The organism is Flavobacterium sp. I3-2 (genome assembly GCF_013389595.1).
Taxonomy (GTDB): Bacteria; Bacteroidota; Bacteroidia; order Flavobacteriales; family Flavobacteriaceae; genus Flavobacterium.
The window spans coordinates 774,770-790,261 of record NZ_CP058306.1; the positions used below are offsets into that span (position 1 = coordinate 774,770).

Genomic DNA, 15,492 nt, shown 5'->3' on the forward strand with positions numbered 1-15,492 from the left:
AAATTATGTTTCCATTACACAGAGGTAGAAGATTAAGACAAAACGAATCTATTAGAAGTTTGGTTCGTGAAACAAGTTTAAGTCCAGCAGATTTTATGTTCCCAATGTTTATTGTGGAAGGTGAAAACCAAGAAATCGAAATTCCTTCAATGCCAGGGATTTTTCGTCGTTCAATAGATTTAACCGTAAAAGAAGTTAAAGAAATATTCGATTTAGGAATTCGTGCTGTAAATATATACGTTAAAGTTAGCGACGATTTAAAAGACAACACAGGTAAAGAAGCTTGGAACTCAGACGGATTAATGCAACGTACAATTCGTGCAATTAAATCAGCTGTCCCAGAAATGATTGTGATGCCAGATGTTGCTTTAGACCCATATTCAATGTACGGACATGACGGAATTATAAAAAACGGAGATATCGAAAACGACTCTACGGTTGAAGCTTTAGTAAAAATGTCGGTTTCGCATGCCGAAGCTGGCGCTGATTTTGTTGCCCCATCGGATATGATGGACGGTCGAATTTTACGTATGCGCCAAGGTTTAGATGCAGCTGGTTTTGTAAACGTAGGAATTATGAGTTATTCAGCAAAATATGCTTCTGCATTTTACGGACCTTTCCGTGACGCTTTGGATTCTGCACCTAAAGAAACGGGAGAAGTAGTCCCAAAAGATAAAAAAACATACCAAATGGATTATGCAAACCGCATTGAAGCTATAAAAGAAGCCGTTTGGGATGCTGAAGAAGGTGCTGATATGGTCATGGTTAAACCCGGAACTGCTTATTTAGATATCGTTCGTGAAGTAAAAGACCATGTAAATATTCCGGTTGCTGTTTACCATGTTTCTGGTGAATATGCAATGATTAAAGCTGCCGCAGAAAAAGGTTGGTTAGACCACGATAAAATTATGATGGAGCAATTGATGTGTATTAAACGCGCAGGAGCAAGTTTAATTTCAACTTATTTTGCTAAAGAAGCTGCAATTTTACTAAACCAAAAATAATATGAAACAATTTTTAACCTTAGCTTTATTAGCTATTTCTTTAGTTTCTTGTGGAAGTAAAGAAGAAAAAAAAGAAGAAAATTTGTATCCAGAAACTACTTTATCTGCTGAAGAAAAAACGATAGCCAACGGAAAAGAATTGTTCGAAAGTAACAAAGCTGCTTGTGCGACTTGCCATTTACCAGACAAAAAAGTAATTGGACCAAGCATTAAAGAAATTGCAAAAATATACAAAGAACAAAACGCTTCTATTTTTGATTTTTTACGTCAAAAATCAGAACCGATTGTTGACCCTTCGCAATATGAAGTTATGAAAACAAATTTTGCTATCATCAAAACATTTTCTGACGAAGAAATAAAATCATTAGAAGCTTATATGATGAGCTTATAAAAATTGTAACCGAGTTAACGCTCGGTTTTTTTTTATTTATAACACATTAAGATACAATATTTTATTCAATTTAACACTAATAAATATCAGTTAAATTTAACTATTAATTTCGGAATTTTGTCATACAGAAAACTTTAAAACTAAAATAGATATGAAACAAAGAGTTCCCGTTTCTCAAATTATGGCAAAAGCTTTAATTGTGGTTAATCCGACAAAAAAAATCAGCGAAGTGAATCAACTTTTTAACGAATACGGTATTCGACATATTCCTGTAGTTGACGGTTCAAAAATCATTGGTGTAATTAGTAAAAATGATGTGCAAAAACTAGGTTTTGGAGCAAGCGAAAGTCATCCTGAAACGTTAAACGCAATTTACGACACGTTTGAATTGAAAGATGTTATGGTAAAAAATCCAATTACAGTAACTGCTGAAACCAATATCAAAGATGTTGCTGAAATTTTTTACAACCAAAGCTTCCACTCGCTTCCTGTTGTTGATAACGATGAAATTGTTGGAATTGTAACAACAACCGATTTGGTAAAATATTTATTGGACCAGTATTAAAAAATTTAGAATAAAAATAAAACCTCCAGAAAATCTGGAGGTTTTATTACATATATTCAAAAGGTAAGCAAAATGCTATATCTTGTTTTTGAAATTTGATTATTTACGGTACTCGGAATCCACTTCCCTTTAGAGTTAATCATGTTTAACAATTCCGAAATATCATGCTCTGTTGGAATCCATTCTTTAGAACTCACATTCAAAGTTGAGATAGTACCATTTTCCTCAATGATAAATCTTAGTAAAACTTTAGAAAAATTCAAATTCCATTTCTTTTTCATATCATTCTTCATAGAATCACTCCAATCAGAAATATCATATTCAAGTGGTCTTGATTTACTTAAAACAGGGGTTGAAATAACATCATTTGATTCTGTTATTTGCTTTTGAGCATATCCAAAATTAAAAATGAAACAAAATAGAAGAATTACATTTTTCATATCGGACCTAACATATTTTTAGGATTTAATATTTCATCTAATTGTTCTTTACTCAACAAATTCTGTTCTAAAACCAATTGATAAACACTTTCACCAGTTTCTAAAGCTTGTTTGGCAATTTTAGTACTTGCTTTATATCCAATATGCGGATTTAAAGCTGTAACAATTCCAATACTATTTTGAACTTCTTTTTTAAGATGCTCTGCATTAGCTGTAATTCCATCGATACATTCTTTACGTAAAGTTTCCATGGCATTAGTTAAATATTGAATCGACTCCATAATCGAAAAGCCAATAATCGGCTCCATTACATTTAATTGCAATTGACCAGCTTCGGCAGCAAATGCAACGGTTAAATCATTTCCAATAACTTTAAAACACACTTGATTTACGACTTCTGGAATTACCGGATTTACTTTTCCAGGCATGATTGAAGACCCAGGTTGTTTTGGTGGCAAATTAATTTCGAATAAACCTGTTCGAGGTCCTGAAGCTAACAATCGTAAATCGTTACAAATTTTAGAAAGTTTGATACTCAGTTTTTTTAACGAACCCGAATATTCAACAAATGCACTCGTATCGGAAGTTGCTTCGACCAAATTTTCTGCAAGAACAACTGGTTCATTTAAAATTTCTGCAATTTCTTTGGTACATAATTCGGCATAACCTGGAGCAGCGTTCAAACCTGTTCCGATTGCAGTTGCGCCCATATTTGTTTCTAAGAATGACAAACTCACACGTCTTAATGCAATAATTTCTTTTTTAAGTGTGATTGCAAATCCTTCAAATTCTTGACCTAAAGTCATTGGAACAGCATCTTGAAGTTGCGTGCGTCCCATTTTAATAAATTCACGAAATTCTTCTGCCTTTTTATCAAATGCAAAAAATAGTTTTTCTAAAGCAAGTATCAATTGTTTATTCATATCAAACAACGCCAACTTTAATGCTGTTGGATATGCATCGTTGGTAGATTGTGATAAATTTACGTGGTCATTAGGTGAACAAAAAGCATAATCGCCTTTCGCTTTTCCCATGAATTCTAAAGCGATGTTTGCAATAACTTCATTCGCATTCATATTTACAGAAGTTCCCGCTCCGCCTTGAATCATATCTACCGGAAACTCATCAAAATAACGACCTTGAATCAATTCGTTCGAAGCAAATTCAATGGATTTATAAATCTCTTCAGACAATAATCCCAATTTAAAATTAGCCTTTGCCGCACCAAGTTTTACAACTCCTAATGCACGAACAAATTCTTTATAATCGGATAATTTATGATTGGATATTTGAAAATTATTAACAGCACGCTGGGTTTGCACACCATAATACGAATTAATTGGCACTTGAAGTTCGCCTAATAAATCAGATTCAATTCTAAAGTCTTCCATAACTTAGTTATATTTTTTACCTAAGATACGAAAAAGCAGATAGGTACAGAAAACTTTTCTACTTTTTTCAGAAATGATAAAAGGCATCTTCGATATGTTCAATATCAAAAATACCTTTTGTGTTTTTATGAATCGCAACAATATCAAATCGAACATTTAGATTTAAATCTTTATCTACGATATATTGATTAATTGCTTTTACAAGTAATTTTATTTTTGCTGGTTTGATAAAATCTTGCGGTAAACCAAACGCAACAGATGTTCTGGTTTTTACCTCAACAACTACCAAAACATCTTCTATTTGAGCAATGATATCGATTTCGGCTTTTTGAAAACGGTAATTTCGTTCCAAAATTTGGTATTGCTTTTCTTCTAAAAAAGAAACAGCTAAATCTTCTCCCAATTGTCCTAAATCGTTATGCTCTGCCATTTACAAAAAATTTAATTCGACTTGATTTTCGGTAACTTCTAAAGAAACTTGCTGACCTAAACGCAACGCACGATTATCTTTTATATGACCAGCCGGAAAATCGAAACAAATCGGAAAATCATATTCAGAAGTTACCTCTTTAATAATTCCAACTACATCTAATCCAAACGGAATCGAATTATCGTGCATGTCCGTCATTCCACCAACAATCAAACCTTTTAAATTATCGAAATAACCATTTCGCTTTAGGTTTTGCATCATCCGGTCGATGTGATATAAATATTCATCTAAATCTTCGATATACAATATTTTACCGTTTGTATCTATGCTCGATTTTGAACCTAATAAACTATAAATAATCGATAAATTTCCTCCTACCAATTCGCCTGTCGCTTTTCCAACACGATTATATATTTGTGAAGGAATTTGGTACGAAAGTGATTCTCCAAATAAAGCTTTACGTAACGATTCGATTGAAGTTTCGATGGTATTCGGAACCGTAAATGGCATAATTCCGTGGATTGTAGAAACGTCCAAAGTATTTACATGCGAATGAAAAATCGTAATATCACTAAAACCAACAATCCATTTTGGGTTTTCAATAAATTTATCAAAGTTCAGTTTATCGATAATTCGAACCGAACCATATCCGCCACGAGCTATCCAAATAGCTTTAATTTCAGGATTATCTAATTGCATTTGGAAATCTGCTGCACGTTCTTCATCTGAACCTCCTAATTGAAAATTATCTAAATCGATAGTCGTACCCAAAACAGGAACTAAATTCCAGCTTTTTAGCAATTCGATTGCAGGTTGCGCATCCTGAGTAGAAAATTTTCGAGCGGTACAAACTATCGCAACTTTATCGCCTGTTTTTAAATAATTTGAAGTTTTCATCTTGTAAAATCATCTTTTAATGTATTTACAAATGTAAAGCAATATCTTTTTACTCTAAAATTTATGCAGTAAACAAAAAAAAGAAAATAATTTTAGATATAATTCTTTTTAATCCCAGATCTATTAAACACACAATAATTCGCGTTAATTTTTTCTTATTTTTTTTAAAGTTAGTACTTACTTTTAAAATTATGAATTAATTTAGCAGTATGGTAAAAGCAATAAATATTTTATTACTATTCTTTTTTATGAATTTTATGTCAGCACCGACTGTTGCAGCGGTGTTAGATATAGATTTACCTACATCTAGTGTTTCTATGTCTGAAGAAGAAGAAACACATAATTCAAACAAGAAGGGAAATTCTTTCTCTGAAGAAGAAGATTTGAAATATTTATCAAATTTCTTCACTCCATTTTGGGATTCCGAATCTAAATACATGAATGAATTTGCTACGGTTACAATTTATTCAATCAATGATGATTTGGTTTTAAAAATTCCTTCACCACCTCCCGAATTAGTTTAAGTTAACACGCTTTATCCGATATTTCACATACTCGGATACACCACTTATGTTTTAACTTAACAAAAATTAAATGAACTTTAAAAATATTACGAGCGGAATTTCTCAAAATTTCGCCCCAGGTTTGGTTGTCTTTTTAGTAGCCTTACCATTATGTCTTGGAATTGCTTTAGCATCTGGGGCACCTCCTTTATCAGGTATTATTTCTGGAATTATTGGTGGAATTGTTGTAGGATTTATCAGTAATTCAAACATTAGTGTTACCGGTCCTGCAGCAGGATTAACTGCAATTATCGTTTCAGCAATTACCGAATTAGGAACTTTTGAATTGTTTTTAACAGCTGGTTTAATCGCCGGAATCATTCAATTGGTTTTAGGATTTATTCGTGCTGGAAGTATTTCAAATTATTTCCCGAATAACGTTATCGAAGGAATGCTTGCAGGTATCGGAATTATCATTGTATTAAAACAAATTCCTCATGCTTTAGGATTCGACAAAGATTACGAAGGAAACCAAACTTTGTTTGACGATGGTTTTAACATGTCGTACTTCTCAGAATTGTTTTCTTCAGTTCACACAGGAGCAATTGTTGTAACCTTAGTTTCAATGGCAATTCTATTAACATGGGACAATGTTGCTGCATTAAAGAAAATCAAAATGCTTCCAGGTGCACTTGTTGCTGTTGTTGCAGGTATTTTATTAAATCAATTGTTTATTTCAACCGGAAGTTCATTAGCAATTTCTTCTGAACATTTGGTTACATTACCCGTTCCGCAAACAGCAGAAGATTTTAAAAATTTAATTACGATTCCTGATTTTGGAGGTTTTGCTAATCCACAAGTTTGGATTGTTGGAGCAACGATTGCGATTGTAGCTTCAATTGAAACTTTATTATGTATCGAAGCTTCCGACCGTTTAGACGTTAAACGTAGAATTACCGACACAAACTTAGAATTAAAAGCACAAGGAATTGGAAATTTAATTAGTTCTGTAATCGGAGGTTTACCAATGACATCGGTAGTTGTACGTAGTTCTGCAAACGCAAACGCAGGAGCAACTTCTAAAATGTCAGCAATCATTCACGGAGTATTATTATTGGTTTGCGTGATTTCAATTCCATTTATCTTAAACTTAATTCCACTTGCAACTTTAGCAGCGGTTTTAATTTTAGTTGGATACAAATTAGCAAAACCAGCGACATTTATGCATTTCTGGCATAATGGTAAATATCAATTCATTCCATTTTTGGCAACTGTTTTAGCAGTAGTTTTTACAGATTTATTAAAAGGAGTTGGAATTGGATTATTAATCTCTATCATTTACATCTTACAAGGAAACATGAAACGTGCTTATTATTTAAGCCGTGAAGAATTAAATGAAACAGATGATTTCACAATCAAATTAGCCGAAGAAGTTTCGTTTTTAAACAAAGCTGCAATCAAAAAAACAATCAAGAACGTAAAACCAGGTTCTAAAGTTACTATTGATGCTTCAGGAACTTCATATATCACAACCGATGTTTTAGAATTGATTCAGGATTTTGCAAACGTAAGAGCCAAAGAAGAAAACATTACAGTGAATTTAGTCGGATTTAAAACATCGTACAAAGAATACGCAGCAGACAAAAATTCACACATCAACATTACACACAATGGTGCTATTTAATTAGCTACTAAATTTAATTTTAAAGAATAATATCATTATGAAAGCACATACAGCAGAAACTTTAGCAACAATGACACCAGCTAAAGCAATCCAATTTTTAAAAGAAGGTAACCAACGTTTTATCAATAACTTAAAAGTAAACAGAAATTTATTAAGTCAAGTTAACGACACTAAAGATGGGCAATTTCCGTTTGCAATTATTTTAAGTTGTATGGATAGCCGTACATCTTCTGAACTAGTTTTTGACCAAGGAATTGGAGATATTTTTAGTTTACGAGTTGCCGGAAATATTTTAACTGACGACATGATTGGAAGTATGGAATACGCTTGTAAACACGTTGGTACAAAAGTTATCTTAGTTTTAGGACACAGTAAATGTGGAGCTGCAACAGGAGCTTGTAAAGGTGGTGCGCCAGGTAAATTAGGTGACGTTTTAAAGAAATTTGATGTTTCTATCAACGAAGTTAAAGAAGAAATGCCAGGTGTTGAACAATCATCTACAGAATTCATTGAAGCAGTTGCAAACCACAATGTTATCCATACCATGGACGCAATTTTAGAACAAAGTGATGTTTTAAAAGAATTATTCGCTCAGGGTGAAATTGGAATCGCAGGAGCTTACTACAACGTTGATAACGGTGAAGTTGAGTTCTTAAAAGAAGAATTACACGATTAATTTTATTTCTTAGTTAAAAATCCTGCTTCAATTTTAATTGAGCAGGATTTTTTAATGAATCACTTTTTATTTTAAACTCATTAGTTTAGAAACATATTTACCAACAACATCGAATTCTAAATTTACTTCAGACCCAACTTTATAAGTTTTAAACAAAGTATTTTCTAACGTATATGGTATAATAGCAACACTAAACGTATTTTTTCCTGAATTCACAACTGTCAAACTTGTACCATCAATAGTTATTGAACCTTTCTCGATTGTAATATTATTTTTTTCAAAATCGTACTCAAAAGTAAAATACGTACTTCCGTTAGCATCTTCAATTTGAATACATTTTCCTGTTTGGTCAACATGACCTTGAACAATATGACCATCTAAACGCGCTCCTAATAACATTGCGCGTTCTAGATTAACCAAATGACCAACCTTCCATTCACCAATGGTTGTTTTATCAATAGTTTCTTTAATTGCAGTAACTTTATAAATAGCACCGTTTATTTCAACAACAGTTAAACAAACTCCATTATGAGCAACACTTTGGTCAATTTTAAGTTCATTCGTTATTTTAGCATCCACAAATAAATGAACATTTCCATTCTCGTGAATAATTTCTTTAATCTCACCAAAGGTTTCAACTATACCAGTAAACATATCTTGAATTATTTTACTAAATTTGTAGCAAAATTAGCAATAATTAAAATTAATCATGTGTAAAAAAGGAGAAAATATAATTGTAGGAATTTCAATCGGAGACATGAACGGTATTGGTCCAGAAGTTATTTTAAAATCATTAGAAGATATTCGAATGATGGAACTTTGTACTCCAGTTATTTTCGCAAACGCAAAATTAATTTCATTTATTAAGAAATTAGTTGGTTGCACCTTATCACTTCATGCAATAGATTCAATTGACCAAATTCAATTAGGAAAAATAAACGTCATCAATACTTGGAAAGAAGGTGTTAATTTAGAAATCGGACATTTAGATGACAAAGTCGGAAAGTACGCAATAAAATCATTTATCGCAGCAACAGAAGCTTTAAAAAATAACGAAATCGATGTTTTAGTAACTGCACCGATAAATAAATACAACATCCAGTCAGAAGAATTTCATTTTCCTGGACACACCGACTATTTAAATCAAGAAATAGAAGGTAATGCACTAATGTTAATGGTTTCTGACAATCTTAGAGTTGGATTATTAACCGACCATCTACCCTTAAATGAAGTTGCAAAAGCAATTACACCAGAATTAATCAAACAAAAAATAAAAACAATTAACCAAAGCTTAATACAAGACTTTAATATCATTAAACCAAAAATTGCTATTTTAGGTTTAAATCCACACAGCGGAGATAATGGAGTAATTGGAAAAGAAGAAATTGAAATAATCTTTCCTACGATAAAAGAATTATTAAACGACGGTTATATTGTAAACGGACCATTTTCTGCCGACGCGTTTTTTGGTTCAGAACAATACAATAATTACGATGCTGTAGTAGCTTGCTATCACGACCAAGGATTAATTCCTTTTAAATCATTGTCATTTGGCGAAGGCGTAAACTACACCGCTGGTTTAGAAAAGATTCGTACATCACCAGACCACGGCACTGCTTACGACATAGCCGGTAAAGGAATTGCAAATTCAACCTCATTTACCCAAGCCATCTACACAGCTTTAGACATTTATAAAAATAGAAACGCGTATTTAAAAAGCATCGAAGCCCCATTATACGAGGCTAAAAAAAATTAATAACAAAAAAATGTTGATAACACATTCGATATAATAATATTTTTTTATCTTTGCACGCTCAAATAGATCCGTTATGGTAACTGAAAAAGATTTTTTAATTCCTTTTATAGGATTAAAAGACGGAAAACATCAATTTGAATATCATATCAACAAATCTTTTTTTGATTTACTTGATTATGAAGATTACAATGAAGTTGACGTAAATGTAGACTTAGTTTTAAACAAAAAAGCTACAATGCTCGAATTATCATTTAATCACAAAGGAACAGTTAATGTACCTTGCGACGTAACAAATGAAGATTTTGATTTAGAAATAGAAGGAAATCTAAATTTAATAGTTAAATTTGGCGAGGAATACAACAACGACAACGAAGAATTATTAATAATTCCTCACGGAGAATATCAAATAAACGTAGCACATTACATTTACGAAATGATTATTCTTTCTGTTCCATACAAAAGAGTGAATCCTAATTTATTAGAAGACATTCTTGATGAAGACGATTTAGACTTTTTAGATTTCGATGACAACGAAATTGAAATCGAAGAAGATATTGAAACTTCTGAAAACGAAAACGAGAACACAAATAAAAAAATTGACCCTAGATGGGATAAATTAAAACAACTATTAACGGATAAATAATATTGTAAGATGGCACATCCTAAGAGAAAAACCTCGAAAACAAGAAGAGATAAAAGAAGAACTCATTACAAAGCTGTAGCTCCAACAATCGCTACATGCCCAACAACTGGTGAAGCTCATTTATACCACAGAGCTCATTGGCATGAAGGAAAATTATACTACAGAGGACAAGTAGTAGTAGACAAAACTGAAGCAGTAGCTTAATTTTTGAAATACAAGATAAAACTCTCACAATAGTGAGGGTTTTTTTTTAAAGCAAATTCAAGCAAAAAAGACCATTTTTTAATGATTTTAATCAAAAAAAGAGTCCAATTCGATTTTTTTTTGTAATTTTCGAAACTTTTTGGTCTTTTAAAAAAATACAAAGTAAACCCTTATGACAAAGATTACAGCAGCCATTACAGCCGTTGGTAAATATTTACCAGAGTACGTATTATCTAATACAATTTTAGAGACACTGGTAGAAACTAATGACGAATGGATTACTTCTAGAACAGGAATTAAAGAAAGAAGAATATTAAAAGAAGAAGGTCAAGGAACCTCTTACATGGCAATAAAAGCTGCTCAAGATTTAATAACAAAATCAAACATAGACCCTAAAGAAATAGATTTAGTGATTATGGCCACAACAACACCTGACATGCCGGTAGCATCAACAGGAGTTTTTGTTGCTTCACAAATTGGTGCATGTAATGCTTTTGCCTACGATTTACAAGCTGCATGTTCAAGTTTTCTTTACGGAATGTCAACAGCGTCTGCATACATAGAAACAGGAAGATACAAAAAAATATTGTTAATTGGTGCAGATAAAATGTCTTCAATTATAGACTACACGGACCGTGCAACTTGTATCATTTTTGGTGATGGCGCAGGAGCTGTACTTTTTGAACCAAACCACGAAGGATTAGGTCTTCAAGACGAAATCTTAAAAAGCGACGGTATTGGTAGAGATTTTCTTAAAATTGAAGCTGGAGGATCACTATTACCTCCTTCATTAGAAACGGTTCAAAACAGACAACATTACGTTCATCAAGACGGAAAAACTGTTTTCAAATATGCTGTTTCTGGAATGGCAGATGTCAGCGAAAAGATTATGGAAAGAAATAATCTTACAAATAATGATATTGATTGGTTGATTGCTCACCAAGCAAACAAAAGAATCATTGACGCAACAGCAAACAGAATTGAATTGGACGAATCTAAAGTTTTAATAAATATTCATAGATACGGAAACACAACCTCAGCTACACTACCATTATTACTTGCTGATTATGAAGATAAATTTAAAAAAGGAGATAATTTAATTTTTGCTGCTTTTGGTGGCGGATTCACTTGGGGTTCAATTTACCTTAAATGGGCTTATACAAAATAATTAAAAACTAACAAACAAACTCAGAATTATATGGACATTAAAGAAATTCAAAATTTAATTAAATTCGTAGCAAAATCTGGCGCTACTGAAGTTAAATTAGAAATGGATGATTTTAAAATCACCATTAAAACAACAACAGAAGGCGCTACAGAAACAGCTTATATCCAACAAATACCAGTTCAAACTCAAGCTCAAGCTCCAGTTGCAGTTGTAGCTCCAGTTGCTTCTACTGAAAATCAATCAGTTGCAAATGAAGTGACAGAAAACAACAATTACATTACTGTAAAATCTCCAATTATTGGAACATTCTACAGAAAACCATCACCAGACAAAGCTCCATTCGTTGAAGTAGGTTCTACAATTAAATCTGGAGATGTTTTATGTGTGATTGAAGCTATGAAATTATTCAACGAAATCGAATCTGAAGTATCAGGTAAAATCGTTAAAGTTTTAATTGACGATTCATCACCTGTTGAATTTGATCAACCATTATTCTTAGTTGATCCATCTTAATTTGATATAATTATTTGAATTGTTTTCAAATTTTCAAATTGTTTAATTTCAAATTACAGAAAAATGTTTAAAAAAATATTAATAGCAAACAGAGGCGAAATTGCTTTACGTATCATTAGAACATGTAAAGAAATGGGCATCAAAACCGTTGCAGTTTACTCTACAGCAGACGCAGACAGCTTACACGTACGTTTTGCTGATGAAGCAGTTTGTATTGGACCTGCAGCTAGTAGCCTTTCGTACTTAAAAATGTCTAACATAATAGCTGCTGCAGAAATTACAAATGCAGACGCTATTCATCCTGGATATGGTTTCTTATCAGAAAACGCAAAATTTTCTGAATTATGCCAAAAACATGGAATCAAATTTATCGGTGCATCTCCAGAGATGATCGAAAAAATGGGTGACAAAGCAACCGCTAAAGAAACCATGAAAGCAGCCGGAGTACCTTGTGTACCAGGATCTGAAGGACTTTTAGCTTCGTTAGAAGACGCTAAAAAAGTAGCTTTAGAAATTGGATTACCAGTTATGATGAAAGCTACTGCAGGTGGTGGAGGTCGTGGAATGCGCGAAATTTGGAATATCGAAGATTTAGATAAAGCATGGGAAAGTGCACGTCAAGAATCTGCAGCTGCATTTGGAAACGATGGTATGTACATGGAAAAACTTATTGTTGATCCGCGCCATATCGAAATTCAAGTTGTAGGAGATTCTTACGGAAAAGCTTGTCATTTATCTGAAAGAGATTGTTCTATTCAACGTCGTCATCAAAAATTAACTGAAGAAACACCTTCTCCATTCATGACTGACGAACTTCGTACAAGAATGGGTGAAGCAGCTGTTAAAGCAGCAGAATACATCAAATACGAAGGTGCTGGAACGATTGAGTTCTTAGTTGACAAAGACCGTAACTTCTACTTCATGGAAATGAATACTCGTATCCAAGTAGAACACCCAATTACAGAGCAAGTTATTGATTACGATTTAATCCGCGAACAAATTTTAGTAGCAGCAGGAGTGCCAATTTCTGGTAAAAATTACTTACCTGAATTACATTCTATTGAATGTCGTATTAATGCAGAAGATCCATTTATGGACTTTAGACCTTCTCCAGGTAAAATCACAACATTACACGCTCCAGGCGGGCACGGTGTACGTTTAGATACTCACGTATATTCTGGTTACACAATTCCACCAAATTATGATTCAATGATTGCTAAGTTAATTACTACTGCACAAACTCGTGAAGAAGCAATTAACAAAATGAAACGCGCATTAGACGAATTTGTAATTGAAGGAATCAAGACTACAATTCCATTCCATAGACAATTAATGGATGATCCAAATTACGTTGCTGGAAATTACACAACAGCTTTTATGGATACTTTCAAAATGGAAAAACCATAAATTCAACAAAAATCAGCCTTCGTGCTGATTTTTTTATTTTCTGTCTTATATCAAATATAAAAATCAGTTTTTTAAGAAAAAAAATCGAATAAAAACTTGACTACTTTGAAAAAAAGTATATCTTTGGTCATTATTAATTATTATTTATATTAAAAATGAGAACAGGTAAAGTTAAGTTCTTCAACGAATCAAAAGGATTCGGATTTATTACTGATGATCAAACAGGTAACGACATCTTCGTACACATCTCAGGAATCAAAAGTAGAGAATTACGTGATGGAGACTCAGTTTCTTACGTAGAATCTGACGGTAAAAAAGGTACTATTGCATCAGAAGTTGTTGTTATAGACTAATTATATTTTATATATATTTTTTACACCTTACAAAATGGGCTATTTCTTAATGAAATAGCCCATTTTTTTCATTTTAAAAAAACAATAAAAAAATGTTAAAATTATTTGATTTAAAATAAGTCTAAATAAGAATAATTATTTACTTTTGTCAAAAAAATAAAGATGAAAGCCAATCATTATTTAGCAATATTATTTCTTATCCCTTTAATGACAGTTCATGGGCAAGAAAAAAAAGAAGAGAAAGAACGTTTAGATAAAAATTTATTGAATCTATCTCGTTTTACACTTTCTGGATACGGAGTAGTAAACTATTACAATTACACAAAATTTGACACAGATTTAAATATCAAAAACAAATTTGATGCAGAACGTTTAAACTTATATTTAGGCTATGAATTTACAGACAAGATTAAATTAAAAACCGAAATTGAATTTGAACACGGAGGTACTGGTTCAACAATCGAACTAGATACACAAGAAGAATCTGGTGAATACGAACATGAAATCGAAGCCGGAGGAGAAGTAAAACTTGAACAAATTTATATTGACTTTTCGATTAATAAATACTTCAATGTTAGAGCCGGAAGAATGAAAATTCATTTTGGATTAGCACAAAACTTAGACAGACCGACAAGTTACTTCACTACGCATCGTCAAGAAATGGAAAACGAACTTTTACCGCTAGGTTGGTACGAAGCTGGTTTACAATTCTACGGTACATTCGCAAATGATAAATTACTTTACGAAGTATCCGTAACAAGCGGTTTAGATTCGAGCGGATTCAGTTCAAGAAACTGGATTAAGGCAGGTTATCAAACCCGCTTTGAAATGGCAAATGCAGAATCTTTAGCCTTAACACTTCGATTAGATTATAAATTCGGCACACACAAAAACACTTACGCAGGAGCCGCTTTCTACATCAACAATGCATCTGCAAACAGACCTAAAAACGACATTGATGTAACTTCTTATGTAAAAATATTAGAAGCTCACGTTACTTACAACGAAAACAATTTACGTTTTAATGCAATTGGACTTTATGGAGATATAGAAAATTCAGACATTATCTCAAGAAAAAACGCAACCTTATCAAATAATTTAGGTGTAAAAAGAACACCAGTTGGTAAAAAGGCATTAGGATTTTCAGCAGAAATTGGTTACGAAATATTACATTTTTTTGAAGCCGATAGTAAACAAAAATTATATCCATTTGTGAGATATGATTACTACGACACCATGTACCAAACAGAAGGTGCTGTTGTAAAAAAACCACGCTGGGAACGCAATTCTATTACAGGAGGAATAAATTATTTAATTACTCCAAGTATCGTTGCGAAATTACAATATCAAAACCGCACGCTAGGTTCTGAACACATTGACCCAGTTACTTCATTAGGTATTGGAAAAAATCAAAAAGAAAACACTTTTTCGGCAGGAATTGCCTTCTCATTTTAAATAAAATAAAAC

General features: G+C 32.5%; 19 protein-coding genes. 14 read left to right on the plus strand and 5 right to left on the minus strand.

The features are described from left to right. Window positions 1-5: 5 nt before the first annotated feature. The 3 genes from hemB (at window position 6) to HW119_RS03680 (ending at window position 1,960) form a co-directional block, all read left to right on the plus strand. The gene (gene hemB / locus HW119_RS03670; protein ID WP_177761309.1) at window positions 6-1,004 is read left to right on the plus strand and encodes a porphobilinogen synthase; all 999 of its coding nucleotides are present in this window, start codon (window positions 6-8) and stop codon (window positions 1,002-1,004) included. 1 nt (window position 1,005) lies between these two features. Continuing rightward, window positions 1,006-1,395, plus strand: a complete 390-nt coding sequence (locus HW119_RS03675) for a c-type cytochrome (protein WP_177761310.1) — start codon at window positions 1,006-1,008, stop codon at window positions 1,393-1,395. 151 nt (window positions 1,396-1,546) lie between these two features. After that, window positions 1,547-1,960 carry a CBS domain-containing protein gene (locus HW119_RS03680; protein ID WP_177761311.1) on the plus strand — a complete coding sequence of 138 codons (414 nt, stop codon included), beginning with the start codon at window positions 1,547-1,549 and terminating at the stop codon, window positions 1,958-1,960. A gap of 56 nt (window positions 1,961-2,016) precedes the next feature. On the opposite strand, the gene HW119_RS03685 is transcribed toward HW119_RS03680, so the two are convergent. The 4 genes from HW119_RS03685 to HW119_RS03700 all read right to left on the minus strand — a co-directional run bounded on the left by HW119_RS03685 (window position 2,017) and on the right by HW119_RS03700 (window position 5,118). After that, window positions 2,017-2,400 (minus strand): hypothetical protein, encoded by a 384-nt coding sequence (locus HW119_RS03685; protein WP_177761312.1) that lies wholly within the window; start codon window positions 2,398-2,400, stop codon window positions 2,017-2,019. Then, on the minus strand, window positions 2,397-3,791 hold the full coding sequence (gene aspA / locus HW119_RS03690; RefSeq protein ID WP_177761313.1) for an aspartate ammonia-lyase: 1,395 nt from the start codon (window positions 3,789-3,791) through the stop codon (window positions 2,397-2,399). Before aspA ends, HW119_RS03685 begins: the two co-directional genes overlap by 4 nt. 67 nt (window positions 3,792-3,858) lie before the next feature. After that, window positions 3,859-4,221 carry a YraN family protein gene (locus HW119_RS03695; protein WP_177761314.1) on the minus strand — a complete coding sequence of 121 codons (363 nt, stop codon included), beginning with the start codon at window positions 4,219-4,221 and terminating at the stop codon, window positions 3,859-3,861. Beyond that, on the minus strand, window positions 4,222-5,118 hold the full coding sequence (locus HW119_RS03700) for an LD-carboxypeptidase (RefSeq protein ID WP_177761315.1): 897 nt from the start codon (window positions 5,116-5,118) through the stop codon (window positions 4,222-4,224). It lies immediately after the preceding gene. A gap of 209 nt (window positions 5,119-5,327) precedes the next feature. Between HW119_RS03700 and HW119_RS03705 the strand changes: the two genes are divergently transcribed. The 3 genes from HW119_RS03705 to HW119_RS03715 all read left to right on the plus strand — a co-directional run bounded on the left by HW119_RS03705 (window position 5,328) and on the right by HW119_RS03715 (window position 7,981). Further along, the gene (locus HW119_RS03705) at window positions 5,328-5,642 is read left to right on the plus strand and encodes a hypothetical protein (RefSeq protein WP_177761316.1); all 315 of its coding nucleotides are present in this window, start codon (window positions 5,328-5,330) and stop codon (window positions 5,640-5,642) included. 70 nt (window positions 5,643-5,712) lie between these two features. Next, window positions 5,713-7,305 (plus strand): SulP family inorganic anion transporter, encoded by a 1,593-nt coding sequence (locus HW119_RS03710; RefSeq protein ID WP_177761317.1) that lies wholly within the window; start codon window positions 5,713-5,715, stop codon window positions 7,303-7,305. Between the two features lie 37 nt (window positions 7,306-7,342). Beyond that, a complete protein-coding gene (locus HW119_RS03715; RefSeq protein WP_177761318.1) occupies window positions 7,343-7,981 on the plus strand; it encodes a carbonic anhydrase in 639 nt (212 codons plus the stop codon). A gap of 66 nt (window positions 7,982-8,047) precedes the next feature. Here HW119_RS03715 and HW119_RS03720 read toward each other — a convergent pair whose 3' ends face one another. Then, complete coding sequence (locus tag HW119_RS03720) at window positions 8,048-8,635, minus strand: riboflavin synthase (RefSeq protein ID WP_177761319.1); 588 nt, start codon at window positions 8,633-8,635, stop codon at window positions 8,048-8,050. A gap of 55 nt (window positions 8,636-8,690) precedes the next feature. On the opposite strand from HW119_RS03720, the gene pdxA reads away from it, so the two are divergent. From pdxA to HW119_RS03760, 8 genes are all read left to right on the plus strand, one after another. Beyond that, a complete protein-coding gene (pdxA, locus tag HW119_RS03725) occupies window positions 8,691-9,737 on the plus strand; it encodes a 4-hydroxythreonine-4-phosphate dehydrogenase PdxA (protein ID WP_177761320.1) in 1,047 nt (348 codons plus the stop codon). Between the two features lie 73 nt (window positions 9,738-9,810). Continuing rightward, complete coding sequence (locus tag HW119_RS03730) at window positions 9,811-10,380, plus strand: YceD family protein (RefSeq protein WP_177761321.1); 570 nt, start codon at window positions 9,811-9,813, stop codon at window positions 10,378-10,380. A gap of 9 nt (window positions 10,381-10,389) precedes the next feature. Beyond that, window positions 10,390-10,584, plus strand: coding sequence for a 50S ribosomal protein L32 (gene rpmF, locus HW119_RS03735; protein ID WP_177761322.1), 195 nt, complete (start codon window positions 10,390-10,392; stop codon window positions 10,582-10,584). Window positions 10,585-10,756: 172 nt separating this feature from the next. Next, window positions 10,757-11,752 carry a beta-ketoacyl-ACP synthase III gene (locus tag HW119_RS03740; protein ID WP_177761323.1) on the plus strand — a complete coding sequence of 332 codons (996 nt, stop codon included), beginning with the start codon at window positions 10,757-10,759 and terminating at the stop codon, window positions 11,750-11,752. Window positions 11,753-11,782: 30 nt separating this feature from the next. Beyond that, window positions 11,783-12,265 (plus strand): acetyl-CoA carboxylase biotin carboxyl carrier protein, encoded by a 483-nt coding sequence (gene accB / locus HW119_RS03745; RefSeq protein ID WP_177761324.1) that lies wholly within the window; start codon window positions 11,783-11,785, stop codon window positions 12,263-12,265. Between the two features lie 63 nt (window positions 12,266-12,328). Beyond that, window positions 12,329-13,672 (plus strand): acetyl-CoA carboxylase biotin carboxylase subunit, encoded by a 1,344-nt coding sequence (gene accC, locus HW119_RS03750; RefSeq protein ID WP_177761325.1) that lies wholly within the window; start codon window positions 12,329-12,331, stop codon window positions 13,670-13,672. A 155-nt stretch (window positions 13,673-13,827) separates the two neighbouring features. Then, window positions 13,828-14,025, plus strand: a complete 198-nt coding sequence (locus HW119_RS03755) for a cold-shock protein (RefSeq protein ID WP_125017225.1) — start codon at window positions 13,828-13,830, stop codon at window positions 14,023-14,025. Between the two features lie 162 nt (window positions 14,026-14,187). Next, on the plus strand, window positions 14,188-15,480 hold the full coding sequence (locus HW119_RS03760; RefSeq protein ID WP_177761326.1) for a porin: 1,293 nt from the start codon (window positions 14,188-14,190) through the stop codon (window positions 15,478-15,480). The last annotated feature ends 12 nt before the right edge of the window (window positions 15,481-15,492 follow it).